At 48.8% G+C, this 17,294-nt stretch carries 14 protein-coding genes; 4 read left to right on the top strand and 10 right to left on the bottom strand.

Features of this window, described 5'->3' with window-relative positions:
- Positions 1 to 61 precede the first annotated feature (61 nt).
- The 8 genes from ACFPFU_RS17475 to ACFPFU_RS17440 all read right to left on the bottom strand — a co-directional run bounded on the left by ACFPFU_RS17475 (position 62) and on the right by ACFPFU_RS17440 (position 9,923).
- Complete coding sequence (locus ACFPFU_RS17475; protein ID WP_377066418.1) at positions 62 to 1,825, bottom strand: D-apionate lactonase family protein; 1,764 nt, start codon at positions 1,823 to 1,825, stop codon at positions 62 to 64.
- On the bottom strand, positions 1,825 to 3,489 hold the full coding sequence (locus ACFPFU_RS17470; protein WP_377066416.1) for a glycoside hydrolase family 140 protein: 1,665 nt from the start codon (positions 3,487 to 3,489) through the stop codon (positions 1,825 to 1,827). Before ACFPFU_RS17470 ends, ACFPFU_RS17475 begins: the two co-directional genes overlap by 1 nt.
- Positions 3,486 to 4,328 carry a phosphogluconate dehydrogenase C-terminal domain-containing protein gene (locus ACFPFU_RS17465; protein WP_377066414.1) on the bottom strand — a complete coding sequence of 281 codons (843 nt, stop codon included), beginning with the start codon at positions 4,326 to 4,328 and terminating at the stop codon, positions 3,486 to 3,488. Before ACFPFU_RS17465 ends, ACFPFU_RS17470 begins: the two co-directional genes overlap by 4 nt.
- A gap of 71 nt (positions 4,329 to 4,399) precedes the next feature.
- Positions 4,400 to 5,779: a four-carbon acid sugar kinase family protein gene (locus ACFPFU_RS17460; RefSeq protein WP_377066412.1), complete on the bottom strand. Its 1,380-nt coding sequence runs from the start codon at positions 5,777 to 5,779 to the stop codon at positions 4,400 to 4,402.
- On the bottom strand, positions 5,776 to 7,017 hold the full coding sequence (locus ACFPFU_RS17455; RefSeq protein WP_377066410.1) for a ribulose-bisphosphate carboxylase large subunit family protein: 1,242 nt from the start codon (positions 7,015 to 7,017) through the stop codon (positions 5,776 to 5,778). Before ACFPFU_RS17455 ends, ACFPFU_RS17460 begins: the two co-directional genes overlap by 4 nt.
- Positions 7,014 to 8,045 carry a Gfo/Idh/MocA family protein gene (locus ACFPFU_RS17450; protein WP_377066408.1) on the bottom strand — a complete coding sequence of 344 codons (1,032 nt, stop codon included), beginning with the start codon at positions 8,043 to 8,045 and terminating at the stop codon, positions 7,014 to 7,016. Before ACFPFU_RS17450 ends, ACFPFU_RS17455 begins: the two co-directional genes overlap by 4 nt.
- 40 nt (positions 8,046 to 8,085) lie before the next feature.
- On the bottom strand, positions 8,086 to 8,904 hold the full coding sequence (locus ACFPFU_RS17445; RefSeq protein WP_377066406.1) for a sugar phosphate isomerase/epimerase family protein: 819 nt from the start codon (positions 8,902 to 8,904) through the stop codon (positions 8,086 to 8,088).
- Between the two features lie 2 nt (positions 8,905 to 8,906).
- On the bottom strand, positions 8,907 to 9,923 hold the full coding sequence (locus tag ACFPFU_RS17440) for a GRP family sugar transporter (RefSeq protein WP_377066404.1): 1,017 nt from the start codon (positions 9,921 to 9,923) through the stop codon (positions 8,907 to 8,909).
- 348 nt (positions 9,924 to 10,271) lie between these two features.
- Here ACFPFU_RS17440 and ACFPFU_RS17435 point away from each other — a divergent pair, with 348 nt between their 5' ends.
- Entirely contained in the window at positions 10,272 to 11,270 is a 999-nt protein-coding gene (locus tag ACFPFU_RS17435; protein WP_377066402.1) for a DUF4097 family beta strand repeat-containing protein, read from the top strand.
- Between the two features lie 111 nt (positions 11,271 to 11,381).
- Here ACFPFU_RS17435 and ACFPFU_RS17430 read toward each other — a convergent pair whose 3' ends face one another.
- Complete coding sequence (locus ACFPFU_RS17430; RefSeq protein ID WP_377066400.1) at positions 11,382 to 12,710, bottom strand: S41 family peptidase; 1,329 nt, start codon at positions 12,708 to 12,710, stop codon at positions 11,382 to 11,384.
- 190 nt (positions 12,711 to 12,900) lie between these two features.
- Between ACFPFU_RS17430 and ACFPFU_RS17425 the strand changes: the two genes are divergently transcribed.
- The 3 genes from ACFPFU_RS17425 to ACFPFU_RS17415 all read left to right on the top strand — a co-directional run bounded on the left by ACFPFU_RS17425 (position 12,901) and on the right by ACFPFU_RS17415 (position 15,399).
- Positions 12,901 to 13,566 (top strand): TetR/AcrR family transcriptional regulator, encoded by a 666-nt coding sequence (locus tag ACFPFU_RS17425; protein ID WP_377066398.1) that lies wholly within the window; start codon positions 12,901 to 12,903, stop codon positions 13,564 to 13,566.
- 3 nt (positions 13,567 to 13,569) lie between these two features.
- Positions 13,570 to 14,895, top strand: a complete 1,326-nt coding sequence (locus tag ACFPFU_RS17420) for an ABC1 kinase family protein (protein ID WP_377066396.1) — start codon at positions 13,570 to 13,572, stop codon at positions 14,893 to 14,895.
- Between the two features lie 180 nt (positions 14,896 to 15,075).
- Positions 15,076 to 15,399, top strand: coding sequence for a rhodanese-like domain-containing protein (locus tag ACFPFU_RS17415; protein ID WP_377066394.1), 324 nt, complete (start codon positions 15,076 to 15,078; stop codon positions 15,397 to 15,399).
- 73 nt (positions 15,400 to 15,472) lie between these two features.
- Here ACFPFU_RS17415 and ACFPFU_RS17410 read toward each other — a convergent pair whose 3' ends face one another.
- Positions 15,473 to 16,840, bottom strand: a complete 1,368-nt coding sequence (locus ACFPFU_RS17410) for an amidohydrolase family protein (protein WP_377066392.1) — start codon at positions 16,838 to 16,840, stop codon at positions 15,473 to 15,475.
- Positions 16,841 to 17,294 lie beyond the last annotated feature (454 nt).

The following is a 17,294-nucleotide window of genomic DNA, read 5'->3' as shown; positions in this document are numbered from 1 at the left end:
ACAATCCGTGTAATTCCGTCAATTGACCCATCCTCCTGACACCCTTCTCTCCAAAAACAAATCAACCCTTTTCAAACCAACATATGCTCTTCGGGGGCAGGGTGGAGGATGAAACCAATGCTCTCCATTCCAGGGAGGCAGGACGCTCCTGGATTTCCTGGCAGTATTTAGAAGGGCCATAACCCTGCGGTAGATCCACTTCCTGCTGCGCTTTGGTCCAGTTGACCAAAAGCAGCACACTTTTACCCTCCTGTTCCAAACAAATCCCATCTACCTCCAGTGGCCGGCTACACCGGCAATGTATGATGGTCTTGTAGGGAGACAATTCCCTGCGCAAAAGGTACATGGGACTTTGGCCGTTTCCGTCTTTATGCCAGCCGTTTTCCCCCTCCAGCTCAAAATAGGCAACTTCATCCAGACCGGATTGGGCGAGGTATTTCAGACTGGTCAGCAACCATCCCGCACCAAAGAATTGGTGTATCCGTGGATCGGACCAGCCTGTGGGATGCCTCAGGCTTTTGGACGGATCGGTGGCATTGGGATTCCAGCGCATGTGATAGCTGACCGGGCTGATGTTTATTTTTTTATCGGGATAGAGGTTTTTGGCAGCTTCTACCGTGTAAGCCTGTGCCTCCAGGGTTTCCACTAGGGAAGCATTATCAAAGGCGTGTACCTGGGGATTCAGCGAATAAGTCACGCCTTCCAGCAGTTCAGCATCCACCCGTTCCCGGTTAAGTTCCGTAAAGAAAGCATCCGTGCCGGCATAGATAGCGGCCTCAGGCATCAGTTTTTTCCAACCCGAAACCTCAGCAATCAGCTGTGAAGGGGTGGTTTTGGTGCTGCTTCCAAACAAAAGCAGCTTTTTGACCCCTGAAAAATACTCACCGTGCGGCCGGAGCTGCTCATAGGTTTTTTCCCCATCGGTAAAAAGCGCCAATTCCACCGGAATGTTCCATTCCGCGGCTTTTTCGAGCAGATGCAGGGGCTTTTCAAAGGGAGCATCCATATCAAAATCCACCCTTAGGTACTCCAGCCCGAGGTCTTTGATGATTTGCGGCCCGTGGGATGGAGAGCTGTTCATGACCGTTCCGATGGTGGGCAAAGTATCCGCTGCTCCCGTGAGAAGGACCGTTACCGCATCTTTTCCCGTCTTTGTTTGGTTGTTTGATTTTCCGGGAATCACCTGTAATTGGATATACTGCCTGATTTCCTCTCCCTTTTTTACGGTGACGGGAAACGGCAAACCCAAAGGCGTACAATAGGTTTTGTAGGAAGCGTCTGTCCAGTTTCTTTGGTCTTCGGTTTCAAAAACCTCCCCTTCAAAAAACAGCGAAGCCCGGGTGTGGTCCTCCAATTGCCAATGCATGGCCTTGATGTCCATAAAAGGCTGGTGGGGGCTGATCCATTTGGGGAAAACGGATTCCGTTTCATTGCCATCCGGATGTACAATGGTCACTTTTTCACCGGCACATTCCGTAATGGGATGCAGGACGGTAAACCCTATCCTGTTTCTTTTGAAAGTGCTTTTGGATTCGCCATGGTAATGGAAATGGATGCTCCCGTCAGCCTTTCCCGCTATCGTGCAATGCAGGTCAAATGAAATGTCGGCTTGCCGGAATCTGGCCTGATAGTCAATCTGGAAGCTTTCCTCTTCCTGCCGGAGATTTTCGTGAATGATTTCCATAGGAACCGTGCCCCAGTCATGATCCCGCAGGGCATGATTGATCATGCGGACGATCTCTTTCTCGCCTAAGCGGATGTAACGGATAAAACCATCTTGGTAAAGCAGATCAAGCTGACCTGCCCGGAGATTCAATGCAGCCATCAGTTGTCCCTTTTATTTCCTATTAACAATACCCAGGGATTCCCGTCAGGAGCCTCAAAGCTTTGGGTTGGGGAAGTTACCTTTCCATTTTCTACCCTTTCGCCAGTTCTGGGATTAAAAAAAACGACGGGTAATCCTTCCTTTAATTCACGGACCTGGATAGTGCCGCCCTCGGGAAGGTAGCTGGCATAAAAACTTCCTTCCTTAACCAACAGTTTCTTTCCATTGGTAAGATGGTGCCCCAATTCCATATCCGTGATGTTGTAACCTTTTAGGGCTTTTCCCAACAAACCCGGATAAGCGCTGCCTTCAAACCGTATGGCTTCTTCCCAAGAGGCCTCGGTGGTGGACCAATCATCAAACCCCGGTTCTTCCGTCCTTATCTTCCAGTTCCACAACCCAGCCGCTCCGTAGACCACACCCATGGTCCCTCCCGACATCAATTGGGACCAGGCCTCATGGCCCTGCCACCAGCCGGTGGCTTTGTCGGGGGACCCTATCCGCTCATAAGTAGGCTCGCCATTGGCGGAAGCTTTAGTGGGCTCCGTGTGGTACATTTTTTCCACCTTATGGAGTAGGTGCTTGCCGTCGTGTCCGGTCTGGCACCACTGGAAATCCAGCCAGCTATCTTCCTGATAGGAGCGGTTATGATGCATGTAAAAATCATCGGGCTCCCCACTGTACCAACCGGGTACATAGTCATCCGCGGGGGAGTAGTGGATGCCCCGGGGCTGATGGTAACCGTCCCATTCTTCCAGCATCCTTCCCGTTTCCCTGATCCCTGGTTCTTTGCCATTGCCATCGGCGGATACCAGGTACATCACTGGCATGGCCCCGTATCTTGCCAGAAGATACTTCGTGTATCTCTCATATTCCTCCGGTACGGCATTTCTTCCCAAAGCGTTCAGGCCCTTCCAGCCAAATCCCTGAAAGACAGGCTGAAGCACGGGTACGATTTCATGCTCGTGCAGGATATGGAGGAGTTCGTCCAGTTGCTGGAAGTATTCTGGGTTAAGCTGGTTGAGGTGACCGTCTTTCAGGTCCAGAAATCCCCTCCCAAACCCTCCGTCTTCATCCCTGTTGTCCGGCCCCTCCGCATTTTGATCCGGTTGTACCGTCATGAGCAGGACAGCGTTATAGCCTTTTTCCTGCCGGTCAGCGGCGTAGGTTTTTACAGCTTCCGCGGTGCCTCTGAACGGCAGTGCCCAAGGCGTGTCGCCGACCAACAGAAAAGGGGAGCCGTCGTGGTGGACCACATTTCTTTTGCCCGGCGACATGGTCAGGAGCCCTTTTTTCAACAGGGCATTGTCTCCTCTATAAGGCCTGGAAAAAACTTTCCCTGTTATTCCATTCAATCCGGCGTCATCTGCCGGAGCGGTGGTTTCCCAGGAATAGGTATGATCGGGTTCCGGCGGGGCAAAGCGGATCTTCCAGGTGTTGCCGCCATCCCAAAAGCCCGGCCTCCTGATTTCCGCCCCCTTTTCGTCTGTAAATACGGCATAGAGATCCACCTCCGTATAGGGGTTGTCATAAGAATGATCGGATTGAAGGGTTATTTCATAAACTGTCCATTGTCCCACCGTTTCAATGAGGTTTCCACCCTCGCAGGAAGCGAGTGTGGTCACGATGATGGCCGATAATGCCAGGTTGTTGCACGGGATCATGTGATGGCTTTGATTTGGGCTTTTACGGATTCGGGCTCAAAAATTTCCCGCCAGTTGTCTTTAAAGATTTTTTCTTTGCCGATCTCGATGGCTTTGATGGCGGCATCCGAAAACCTCCCCCCGGGAAGCTGGTCAAACAGCAGGGCCAGTTCGATGTTGACATGGCCCATCAAAAATTCAAACACGGCTTCTTTGGGAACACCCTGGGCAATGGCCGCATCGGCACCTTCTTTCAATACGGTGATCAGGGCGCCGCAGAAGGTTTCGGAGAGGGCGGGTTCCAGGATGCCCATCTGTTCTATGGTCACTTCGATGGACTTGGTGACCGGCCCGTAAATGACCTTGGCAATAGCCTCACCGATGCTGTAGTGCTCCCTGGGGCCTTGGATCAGGGCGCAAACAATGCTTTGTCTGGCAGCGATGCCCCCAAAATAATCGTAATGGGATTTCTCATCCGGTTCCCAGTTGAAAACGGAAGGATGGCAGGGGTGGGAGGCAAAATAACTGATGTCCTCCCGCTGGGCAAGGTGGCCTGCCAATGGCGCCGCCGGGTCCAAAAACATGCCTATAGCCCCTGCTTTCATGTCGGGGACGTACTGCGCGGTGATTTTTCCAATGGCCACATCCGGCACGGCATAAATCACCACATCGGCATGTGGAATGCTTGCTTTGGGATCAGTGGGTTTTACACCTATTTCTTCCATTCTTTTGAGACCTGCTTCACTGATTTCCAGGTAGCTGGTTTCATAGTCCGGATGATCTTTGAGGTTGTTGCTCAGTCTATAACCCATTTTTCCTCCGGCACCTACCAGTGCGATTTTGATTTTGTTACTCATCATATTGTGTTTTTGTATCTTCATTAATATTGTTTGCTCCAATCGATTGGTAAAAGAATGCAAGGCGGAAAATCTCATGCCCCCTGACTCTCTCCGTTCTGCGCAAACTCCATATATCGGACCGTGCCGTTTTGCCCTCCTTTGATGGCTATTTCCAGTCCATCGACCTCCGGAAGGTGGCCATGGGCGATGCAAAGGGGGGCACCGGGCGCGAGTACGTTGCAGAATTCCAAGGCTTTGATGCCAAGCGCTTTTAAAATGTACCCGGAGGTATCTCCCCCTGCCGTCACCAGCCTTTTTAAAGGAAATGCGCTGATTATTTCTTTGGTGATGGCTGCCTGTACCGCCGCGATTTGCTGGGGATGCTCCCGGGCTGCAGGATTGGCCAAAGTGGCTTTCACTTGAGGGTCCTCAGGGCCGAGTGCAGAGTATACTACCGTGTTTTTCCCCTTTCTAAGCAAATCCAGCGTCAAGCTGACGACTCTGAAGATTTCCTCCCTTCGGCTTTCCGGTTGATAGAGCTTTTCCACCTGGATGCGAAGCAATTGAAAGCCTAATCTTTCTACGTGGAGAATTTGATCGGCGGTGGTCTGTGCACAGCTGCCCGAAACCACCAGCGTGGGTGTAACGGCCCTTGCTTCAGGCTTAAACTCCCCCTGAGAACCATATACTGTCCCAAGGGCATACTCCACGGCCGAGGATCCCAGCAGCAGCTGCCCGTTTTCTTTGGCATGGGCCTGTATCCAATGCCCGATTGGCCCAAGGTGTTTGTTTTCGAGGGTGTCGAAAAGGACCAGGGGCGCAGCCCCTTCCCGAGGTGCTTTCGAAAGAATTTCATCCGGCGCCTTTCTTTCCAACTTATCCAACTGGAGCACATCCACCAAAGCCATCGGCCTGTCTGTTTGTTTTTTCAGGTGGAGACGGACATCGCTTTCATCCATAGGCGTGATGGGATGTTTGGCCATCACCGGATGCCGGTCCAGCCGGTAAGTGGTTTCACCTATCCTTGCAAACAAATGACCAAAAACCACAAACCGGTTGAGCGGGGGAAAGCCGAGCAGCAGGGGAACAAACTTGCTGGAGAAGTATTTTTCTGCGGTAGCCAACGCCACACCTATGTTGCCCACTTTTGGAGAACTGTCCAGTGTAGAGCATATTTTGTAATGGAAGTACTTGATGGGGATGGTGCTGATTTGTTTAAATAGGGGGTCCAGTTCCTTCTCCATTTTACCCGGCGGCAGGCTGCGGGCAATTCCCGCTACGCCAAAGGCCACATATTTCGATCCCTTTACCTTATTTCGTTTGAAAGTGAATTCCGTAATATCCTTTGTTTCGGGCGCATCCAAAAATAAAATGGCAGGAATGCCCATCAAACTCAGTACTTCCAGTACATCCGAAGAACCGGTAAAGTCGTCCCCGTAGTATCCCAATATAATTTCTTTTTTTTCTGTCATCCGAAGAAAGCAAATGCTTCGTTTACGGAGTTGTATTTTTTTCTGGCCTGGGCGATGTCCATCCCTTCCATAGCTGCCTTCCAGGCATCTTTGATACTTTCCACGCCGGCTTGGATCCCTGAAGGATGCCCCATGATCCCCCCTCCGCAGAGGTACATGAGTTCCGTATTTCCTACGGCCTGATAGGTATCAAAAGCCTGTCCCGCCCATTGTCCGGAGGAAAGTACCGGCATGGCCCTGTCTCCGGGGCTCCATAGGGGCTGCTGACAGGACTTAATGGAAGTGATGACCGATTCGTCGGGTTCGCAGAATTTGTTCCTTAACCCATTGGTATGGAGCTGGTCCACCCCCGCCAACCGCCAGACTTTGGACATGGCTGAGTATTCAATGCCCAGATAGGGGTGCCGGCTGAAGATGCCCCAACCGTTTCTGTGCCCGTGTATGGGCAGCTGACTGTGACTGGCAATGTGCTGGATACTGCTTACACCTACCCAAAGCAGGTTCAGCATGATGCAGGTGCCGCCCTTCTCCAAAACAAAGTCATGCCTTCTCAGCATTTCGTCGATGGTTCCGCTGATATTAAAAGCATACATGGGTTTTCTGCCGGTCCTGTCAGCATGGTCATTGATGACCGCCATACAGGCTTCCACCCGGTCTTCAAAACGATTATAGCTGGGAGAACCCATCAATTCATCATCCTTGATGAAATCCAGGCCCGCTTGTACAAGTTGCTTTACCTGTTGGGCCGTAGCCCGGGCATCCAGTCCCACGCTTGGTTTGATGATGGTACCGATGACCGGCCGGTTGTCGAAGCCTAGTTTTTCATAAGTACCCCTAATGCCGAATTTTGGGCAGGGGAAATTTCCCTGATAAGCGTCCGGTACGTCGATGTCCAGAAGTTTTAATCCTGAAAAGGGTGACAGTTCAAAGAGATTGCCGGCTACCGTGGCCATCAGGTTAGGAAGGTTAAGGCCGATATTTTCCACAGGCCAGCTAAGGGTCACCCTGACACGGTGGATTTTTCCTTCGCTCTTTTTGGCAAAGGGCAGGGAAGGATAGGGGGAGGAGCCCAGGATTTCCATGCTTTCGGTTTTGGCAGCATATTTTTCCATGAGCTCACCGGTTTCTCCGGGAATTTTCACAAAAGTACCGGTGGACTGTTCCCCTGCCATGGTGGCCACCGCTTTTTCCGGGTCTATGCCCGTTTCAATAAGGTAGTGAGCCTGCAGTCTCTTCATAGGGAAGTGCTTAATGCCTGGTTTTTTTCAGCCGATTCATAGGCCAAAAACACCAGTTCCATGGTTTTAAGATTATCGTCCGCGGTGGTTTCTCCCGAATGCTTGCCGGTAAGTGCCCCGAAAATATTTCTGTTGCAGTCCACCACCGAGGAATGGATCAGCGCATAATCCGGATCCGCCCAAGGGTATTGCGGGGGATCGGCCTGTATCTTTTTACTGCCTTGCCCCGACCGGGTGAGGGTAATGGTATGGTTAAAATCGAGGCGAATGGACCCTTCGGTACCTTCTATCAGCATCAGTGTCTGTGGAAAAGTCTCCTGTTCCAGCTTGGAAGCATAGGAAACCTCAATAAAGCAGTTGACGCCGTTCTTCATGGTCAGCAGCATATTGGCCACATCTTCGCCCTTGATGGATGGGTTTATCTTCTGGGTTTGGCAGTAGATTGCAGCAGCGTCACCGAAGAGAAAACGGCTCATATCCAGGATGTGGACGCCGAGGTCGGAAATGATAAAACGGTCCAACTCGGCCAAGGCGGGTTGGTTATCGAAGACGGGAAATCCCGAACAAAAGGTCAGCCTCGCTTTGAATGGTTTTCCTATTTTGCCATCATCAATAAGTTGTTTGCAGGTTCTGACAGGAGTTTGCCAGCGGAAGTTCTCATGGATAAAAAAACTGACTCCTGCCTTTTTACAGGCAGCCACCATTTCCTTGCAGGTGTCAAAATCCTCTGCCATGGGTTTCTGGCAGATGACGTCCACTCCCGCCGCCGCAGCCTGATGCACCAAGGGGGCGTGGGAGGGGATGCTGCTGATGATGTCCACAAAATCCGGTGTTTCATTGGCAAAAAGTTTGGCGGGATCAGCATAATGGTTTTTCACACCATGGCGGCTGGCTGTTTTTTCCGCTTTGATATGGTCGGAATCACAGACAGCCACAATTTCCACCCCATGCAGTTCTTTCCAGGCACTGATTTGGTACTGGGCCCAAAATCCACACCCTATCACTGCAAGCTTGGTTTGTTTATCCATAGGTCAATTCGGGTTAAGTGAAAGCTTTAAAATCGCTATTTTAATTGATGATGCCAACTGTTTTCAGGTATTTCAGACTTTTTTCCGCCCATTCGCGTTCTTTCGCGATGGTGTCTTCGAGGGTTTTCTCCGGACTGGTCCACAGCTCCAAAGTACAGGAAATGCACTTTCGAAAATCATCGAGCACCTGCATGATTTCAGGAATATCCAACATGCCGGAGCCCGCAGGCTGGCCCACCACTTCGAAACCCATCTGGTGGCTTTTGCGCTGTATGCTGAAATCCTTGATATGAAAGTTCAACGTATAAGGAGCCAATTGCTGCAATACTTCTTGCAGCCCTTCTCCGGCTCCCAGAGAATTCACGGTGTCCAGGCAAATGCCGACGAGATGGGGGTCTGTGTGTTGAATGATCCTGATGAGGTCCCTGCCTTTAAGCCGGTCATGGTTTTCGATGGCGAGTGGAATGCCTGCCCGTTCAAATTTTGGAAGGTTTTGCTGGATGAGCTGGATGATTTCATCCAGTGGGGGACGGTAAGTTCCTTCGTCAATGACAAAGCGGAGGAAGGGAGAACCAAAGTACGCCGCCAGTTCAAGGTATTTGTCGATTTTCTCTTGATAAAGTCCTCTGGCCCCCACTTCAATTTGAATACGGCGGCTGTCAGAAAAATGCTTTAGTCTTTCGAGTTCTGTTTCCGATAACTGATTTAAGGGGATATTATCGGCAATCTGTACCCGGTTGATATGGTATTTCGTGGCCAATTCCAATAAACCAAATGCATCCATAGGTTGCTGGGGCATATTACCCGGCACCCCTATGGCCCAGGTATAGGTATAGGTGCTCAAACCCAATCCGACCATGTTTATAGCAGCTTTGACAATACGATGAGGACCAGCCCGATGAGGTAAAAAAGAAACATCCCTCCCAGAAGCTTGCCGGTTGTTTCCCTGGCCTTGGCAAACTCTTTCCAGATGAACACCCCCCAAATGGCGGCCACCACAGGAGCGGCGTTGCTGAGGGCATAGGATATGGCGGGGCTTCCGGCACCCACGGCCATAAAACTCAATACCATGCCGCTCATCCAGATAACGCCCCCGGCCCACCCCGCCGCATGTTCCTTCATGCTGGCACCCGCATAGCCCTTCATACTTACGGGCGGGCCCTCTACAGGATATCTCATGAAAAAGGGGTTGGCTATCAGCGTGCAAACAAGAGTACCTATGGAAAAGAAGAATACTGCCGTAAAAGGCGTGAGGCTGCCGCTGCCACCTGCGACAAAGTCATTGTCCATGGATTGTACCACAAATCCATAAAAAAAGGCGATTAAAACACCGGCAATGACGGAAACCACAATTCCCTTATAGGAAGGGTTGGTTTTGCCTGCTTCCAGCTTGCGATAGGATTTTGCGGAGAAAACAATGGCAATGATGATGAATATGACCCCAACCAGCAATATCAGGGGGGAGCCTTCAGTAGTGCCCTTGTCCAGGTATTCCAGCAGAAAGTTGTAGGCTATTCCCAGGATCCAGGCTATGCCACCGCCTATCGGAAAGGCCACCGCCAGTCCCGTCAGGGCGATGCCCGCCACCAACAGGAGGTTGCCCAGGTTCCAGACGATTCCCCCTAAAAGGGCCATAATGATGCTGAGCTGGGTGGCCTGTTCTAGATCTTCCCAAAAAGTTCTTCCTTCTGTACCCAGTGAACCCAATGTGACCGCTGCCAACAAAGCGGTGATCACTAAGCCCAGGATCAGATCCCAATAGTACAATTCGAAGCGGTAGTTTTTGGCCATTTTCTGTGTGTTGGCCCAGGAACCCCAGCAGACCATACATATAACAAAAGCGAAAATGGCAATAGGATAGCTGTTGATTAGCGTCATCGATCAAAAGGTTATTTTGGTTTTAAGTACAATCCCATAAATATAATGATTTAGATGGACGATCATCATATTTGAGCGGAAAGCTGTCTTTTAAAATGCCTCCGCCCGACTCCCGCATGGGCCCGGCGGCAGGTCGCTTTGTTTTAACAGTTTCTTCCGGAAAAATGCCGGCGTATTTTGAACGCTCGTGTCCGAAATAAGCCGGATACATGTCCGTTTTTGGACATTTTTTAAGTTTGTAAGGGTTAAAATCTGCGTTTATCGCGTAAAAAAAGAGGTTTATTCATTTGGCATTGGATTGGAGAAGAAAATTCTGATTCACAACCGGAATTTTAATATAACCGATCAATGAAAACAGATACAAAAAGCAAGGAAAATAAAATATGGGATTTTTATTTTCCCAACAAAATCATAATTCCCTCAGGCAAAGCGGCCTTGACCTTGGTGGCTGCCACGTTGTTTTTAACTTCCTGCCTGGATGGGCCGATGGAGGTGGTGTCGGATATACAGGAAGAGTTTACAGGGATTGATGTGGTAGAAGTGGATGCCGCTTTTTTGGAAGCCACTTATGCGGGTGATCCGGATCTGGAGGAAATACAGTTGGATGCTTTTCTAAAATCCACCTCCAGCAGTGCTTATGAGATTGTCTATCAAACCGTGGGTAACCGGTTGATTGTCAAGATTAAATCCAGAGGCACCTTGGGCAGGGTCAGGTCAGAAGGATATATACATCTTACCGGTCCCGAGTCAATTAAACTGAGTATGGTGGCGGGTTCCGGCAAGGTACTGGCGGAAAATGTGGTCAATGATGTCACCGAATTGCAGGTAGGCTCCGGAAAGGTGGAGGCCAGAAATATTACAGCGGATGAAATCCACCTAACTGCTGGATCCGGAGAAATCTATGCAGAATACCTGGAAGGGGATACGGAAGCGACGGTTTCTTCGGGAAAGCTTGGCATTCGTCATCTCGAAGGCAATCTCCACGCTGAAGCATCCAGTGGCAGAATGGATTTTTACAATATCCACGGATTCTTGGAGGCAAAACTCAGTTCCGGTAAAATTGAAATGGACCGGGTGGAGGCTTTGGGGAGCGTTGTTTTATCGTCGGGACAGGTAGGAGCCAAACATACCGGATTGAGTGAATATACGTTTCTGAAGACTTCATCAGGCAAGATTTCCATCCAGACCGATACCGACCTCAGCCTTTTTAATTATGATATCAGCACAGGCAGCGGAAAAGCCAGGGTGGGCGAAAGCCAATCCTCCGGATCCCTTAAAATTGTAAACGGGTCTGCCCACACCATAAAAGGCGAAGTGAGCTCCGGCACGATTGAAATTTATAATTGATAAATTAGGCTGCAAAAGCCCTTTAAGGGTTTTGAACCCTTGAAGGGTTCTTTTATCCGATATGATACAGCCTCCTCCGTATTTCCACCATGGAACAGAGCTCAATAAAAATCAATAGACGGGGAACTCTTTTTCCAGGCCTTTAAAGTTGTCAATCATGGCCCAGCCATGGTCTTTGTAGAGTTGCCTGGCACTGGGTCCCACGCTGCCATACATCAGGTAATCCAAGGCGGCTTTGAACCTTACCTCTTCCGGGTCTCCCCAGTCTCTGGTGGGATCGTCCGCGGCAACAAAATCTACAGGGAAGCCATCATAATATTCCGCTTGGCCATTGGCATTGGCAATGGCAAAGGTGACAGGCACCAATTCCACGTCATTGTCTGCCAGGGTGCGGTTAAACTGGGACAAAGGGAAAGAGCCCACAGGCTTGCCATAAGTTTGCTCACCGATTAAGACCACCTCTATATAGGGTACCAGGCAGTTGATGATCAGTTCACTGGCAGAAGCAGAACCTCTGGAAGTAATGAAAACGATCCTTTCGAGCTCCAGCTGGCCTTTTTTCTCAAAATTGTATTCTTCATTGAAGTTGGCTTTGTCGTCATTGAGGGCATTGGTATACATCAATTTGCCGGAATTCCCCTGTGGTATCAGTTGATTCATGATCTGTTCAGCCACATTCACGGATCCGCCGCCATTGTATCTCAGATCCATGATCAGTTCATGGATACCCGCTTCTTCAAAAAAAGCAAGGGCATCGTCCACTTCAAGGCTTTTAGCGGGGCTGATGCCGGATGTGGCTTTAAAGCTGTTGTACACCCAATAACCGATCTTCTTTTGTCCCGTATCAATTACTTCCTTGTGAAGGACCGAATTGGATTGGTATTCGGCTTTTGTGTTGGTGCGGGTAGTGGTGGTGCCATCCGGCAATCTAAAAGTGAAGCTGTTGGAAATTCCCGGTTCATTGGGTCCCAACTGGAAATTATAACCGTTGCCGACTTTATAGCTGGAGATGGGTTTTCCATTGACTTCAATGATTTCCCAGCCCCTTTTCCAGTTGTCTTTGCCGGCGGGAGAGTTTTCGTACACAAAGGAAACGTAAAGACCCTCATCGGGGCCGATGCCAAAACCAAATCCATGTCCTGCGTTTTGTCCGGTAAAGGATTTATTGAATGCTTCCCGGGTGGTGAGGTAGGACCACCGGTCAAGTTGGCGGTACATCAGCGTAAACAGCAACTCATCATTACTGTTGAACTGGTTGACATCAATGGTGGCGGGAAGCGCATCATTCCAATAATACCATTCCTGCATGCTTTCAAAAATGGCCTCCTTGACCTTTTTATTGATTTGAAGGGGGTTTTCTTCCTCTGGATTACAGGAAAAAAGAGGTACTACCAGTGCCAATGTAAGGAGTAAGAAGTTAATTTTTCTCAACTGACCCATACGCTTCGTTATTTGATCCTTCTTATTTACGTAAAATCATTACAAGAGGATGATTAATTTTTTTAACCACTTATGGCGGTCAAATAATTCCAGTATCTGCCTGTTCGTCCTGAAATTATTTATCCTAAAACCTAAACCTCTTTAGGCTTGGTATTGTTGAAAGGGTAATAATAAATCATTTGCATCAAAAATGACAGAAAAAAATCAAAGCAAATCCAGAAATACAGACCAGCGGTCCAAAATCATAGAGGGCTATGTGGAACATGTGCTTGAAAACGGCGAAGAACCGGTATCCGTTTTCAAGTTTGCCAAGGGGCTTAAAATGAAAGAAGAGGTCTTCTATGAATATTTCACTTCATTTGAGGGGATTAAGAATGCTGTCTGGGAAATGATATTTGACCACACCAAGGCTGACCTGGAATCCCAGGAGGTGTACCCCTCTTATACTGCCAGGGAAAAACTGCTGGGTTTTTTCTTTACCTGGGTGGAAGAATTGAAAAAGAAGCGGAGTTATCTTTTGGCTGTTTATGGGGATAAACCGGTTGTCCCGATCCCCACGTCTTCAGAATGGAAAGGTTTCAAGGAAAAGTTCAGGGACTTTGTCAAAGAAGTCATTCTTGAAGGAAAGGAGACAGAAGAAATTGCGGACAGACCCTATATCTCTGACAAATATGACGAAGCCCTTTGGCTACAGTTGATATTTGTCTTCCGGTTTTGGATCAAAGACACGTCCCCGGGATTTGAGAAAACCGATGCCGCCATTGAAAAATCCGTCAACCTGGCTTTTGACCTGATGGGCAAGAGTGCCGTGGATTCTTTCGTGGATTTTGCCAAATTTTTGTTTCAATCCCGATAATCCATGACCGGCAAGATGAAAGAGCAGGACAGGATTCCTGTGTCCAAAGTGCAGCGGGCGGCGAAGTTTATCCGCACCGGTGCGAGGGTAGGGGGAAATTATATGAAGCATTATGCCAAAAAGGTGATGGACCCTTCCCTCAGCAAAGAAGATCTGCACCGGAACAATGCCACCGATATTTATAATTCGTTAAGTGAATTGAAAGGCAGTGCCCTGAAAGTGGCCCAGATGATGGCCATGGATAAAAACATGTTGCCCAGGGCCTATCAGGACAAGTTTGTCATGGCCCAGTACAGTGCACCTCCGCTTTCATACCCTCTGGTGGTGAAGACCTTTAAGAAATATTTTGATGCCGCCCCGGAATCACTTTTTGATACGTTTACCCCTTCGGCGGTAAACGCGGCTTCTATGGGACAGGTGCACAGAGCCACTAAGGATGGGCGGACCTTCGCGGTGAAAATACAGTATCCTGGTGTGGCCGGCAGCGTCAGTTCCGATTTGAAGCTGGTCAGGCCTTTTGCCTTGCGGTTATTGAATATGAGTGAAAGGGAGTTGGATCACTATATGGAGGAAGTGGAGGATAGACTGCTGGAAGAAACCGATTATGAATTGGAAGTGAGGCGAAGCAAAGAAATTTCAGAAGCCTGCAGTCACATTCCCGATCTTAGTTTCCCCAAATACTATGAGCATCTGAGCAGCCCTGGAATCATTACCATGGACTGGATGCAGGGGCAGCATATCAGGGAGTGGCTGGGCACATCCCCTACCCAAGAAGAAAGGAACAGGATAGGACAGGCCATGTGGGATTTTTACCACCATCAGGTGCATGTACTGAGGCAGGTACATGCGGATCCCCATCCGGGCAATTTCATCATCCAGGAAAGCACAAGGCTGGCCGTTATTGATTTCGGATGTGTAAAGGTGATTCCGGAGGATTTTTACCAGGGATACTTTTCCCTGATCAAAAAGGATCTGTTGATCAGGGATGACGAACTGAACCGCATATTTTATGATCTTGAATTTGTATCTGAAAAGGACAGCGACACCGAGAAAACCTATTTTATCAATGTCTTCAAGGAGATGATTTCCCTTTTGGGCAAGCCTTTCCATGCAGACAGGTTTGATTTTGCGGACGACGGCTATTTTCAACAGATATTCAGTCTGGGGGAAAGGATTTCCAATGACAGCATGTTTAAAAAATCCAAACAGGCCCGCGGGTCCAGGCATGGACTGTACATCAACAGGACTTATTTTGGACTCTATACGTTATTGAACCAGCTGCAGGCCCATGTTAGTACCACTAAACCGGCCTGGCTGAGAGAAGCTTAGAAAAAAATGCCCCCCGGAAAAATAACGGGGGAGTTGCCGGGATATTAGGGGGACATACAAACCGGTTCTGTTTTAAGGGCAGCATGGAAGACAAAACCAACGTCATCCCCTGTGTAACAAATATTACAGTCTGTCTCTTTTCTTCAAACTAGCTTTGTATAAAAATTAAAAATCGAAGCGATGTTTGAAATATTCGGAAATCTTTTCGCCCGCACGGAAAACAGCAAGCTGGGCGAAGCTATACAACAGGGGGCATTTCTGGTGGACGTACGGATGCCCTACGAATTTGAGGCGGACAAGGTAAAAGGGTCCGTAAATATTCCCTTGAACAGACTCCAAGGTGAGTTGGAGAAATTCAAAGACAAGAAAAGTATCGTGGTCTTCTGCAGAAGCGGTAACCGGAGCGGCCAGGCAAAAGCCATTTTGGAACAGAATGGTTTTAGAAATGTAATCAACGGTGGGACCTCCCAAAACCTCCATGCGTATGTGAACCAGGAAAAATAAACCTGGGGAGTGAACTGAAAAACTGACATAAAAAAGAGGCTGTCATCACTCGGAACAGCCTCTTTTTGAATTTTTACTCTTTGTATTTTTGCTCAATATCGCTGAGTTTTTGCTGGATCGTTTCCCGGTCAATCCATTGTCCCCGGGCCATTACGCCGGCAGGGTTTCGTAGATTTTCAATGTTTTCCAGGGGATTATCGTCCACAAGAATCAGGTCTGCTTCCATGCCCTCTTTTACCTGCCCGAAATTACCTTCAAAAAACCTGGCTGGATTGATAGATCCTATCTGGATGGCCTCAAGCGGGCTTAAACCGGCATCCAGCATACCTTGAAGTTCATGGTGGATGGAGAATCCCGGGACGTTGAATACCTGGGGGGCATCCGATCCCAACAGCAGGCCCTGCCCGTTTTCATGGAGGGCGCGGATCAACCTATACCGGATTTGATTGAACCTTTCCCATTTTTCGGGGTCATAACTGTCATTTTCTGTAAGGTTGTTTTTGCTTTCCAGCCAATTTTTTCTCGTCTCCGGGGACATGTATTTCATTTCTTCCTCTTTCGCAAGTTCATCCGCCGGTGTGGGTGAAAACCACCTGTCGAACAATGCTTGTGTGGGCACTATCCACACACCGTTTTCCCTGCTCAGGGCAACCAGTTCCCCGATATTGGACGTATCGGCGAGGTCCGTGAAATTATAACCAAAAAAGCCGTTTTCTATCGGATTAACCCCTGTTTCTTCGGGAACAAGCCCTTCCAAAAACCCGTCCACATGGTCCACTGTCTGGTATCGGTTTTGCAGCGCATGCCGGATCCTCACCAGGTTGGAAACATGACCGGCAAAGGGAATCCCTGTTTCCCGGGAAGTCTTCACGATTTCATCAAATACATGGAGTCTGATGCCGGGGTGCAGTTTCAGAAAATCATAACCTGCTTCGGCATAGGCTTTTACTTGGCTTCTGGCTTCCTCGGGAGTTCTCACGGTGTTCCCGTTTAGGGAGGGGCTGGAAGTATAAATCCGCGGGCTGAGGATTTCTTTTTGGTTGGCTTTCTCCCTTAATTCAAGGTGGACGGGGTTGCCCAGCATACCCCGGATGGTGGTAACCCCGTTGGAAAGATATAGAAACAACGTTTCTGCTATCAAGGGGTCATTCCATTCAAGGGAAGGTATATGGGCATGCATTTCAGCCAGACCGGGAAGCAGGTATTTTCCTTCGGATGGGATTACCTGGGCGCTGCCCCAATCGGTGATGTCTTCGTCCAAGTAGATGGCAGAGATGTGCGAGTCTTCTACAACTACATGTCCCTTCTGAATATTGCCGTCCGTGACGTCAATGATGTTGACGTTTTCGAATACCGTACTGTGTTCTGACAGATCAGCCTTACGGCCACCGGGGCCACATGCCCAAGCCACCATCAGTAATGCAATTGTCAATGATTTCATATGTTTATAATTGTTCCTTAATTGTCATATGGAATCTCGCATGATAGATAATCATCCCTCCGTGTGACGATTCCGTCATGCTCGATTTCATATGATTATAATTTTTTCTCAATGGTCATAACTTGTTCGGCACTTGATTCGGGATCCGTGGACAAATATTTGGTTCTCAAACTGCTGGCTTCCGCAAACACCTAAGAAGCAACCAAATTCCACTTCCCAACCACGACAACCACGACAACCAATAAAAAACCTCCCCTTCCTCATGTCCTCCAATGTCATCTGTTTATAATTGTTTTTCAATGGTTATAACTTGTCCCGCATTTGCTTCCACCTCCGTTAACTTAAGGACTAACCTGCTGACAAACAGGTTTTTGAGGACGGCGTAATTCCTCCTTGGAGGAATTGCGTAGTTTTTTCCCCATATTTGTTTAGTTATTTATTTGTAAATAAAAGG

Source organism: Negadavirga shengliensis (assembly GCF_042652345.1).
In the GTDB taxonomy this organism is placed as follows: domain Bacteria; phylum Bacteroidota; class Bacteroidia; order Cytophagales; family Cyclobacteriaceae; genus Negadavirga; species Negadavirga shengliensis.
The sequence above is the reverse complement of the archived record's forward strand: the minus strand, read 5'-3'. Positions and strand labels throughout refer to the sequence as shown.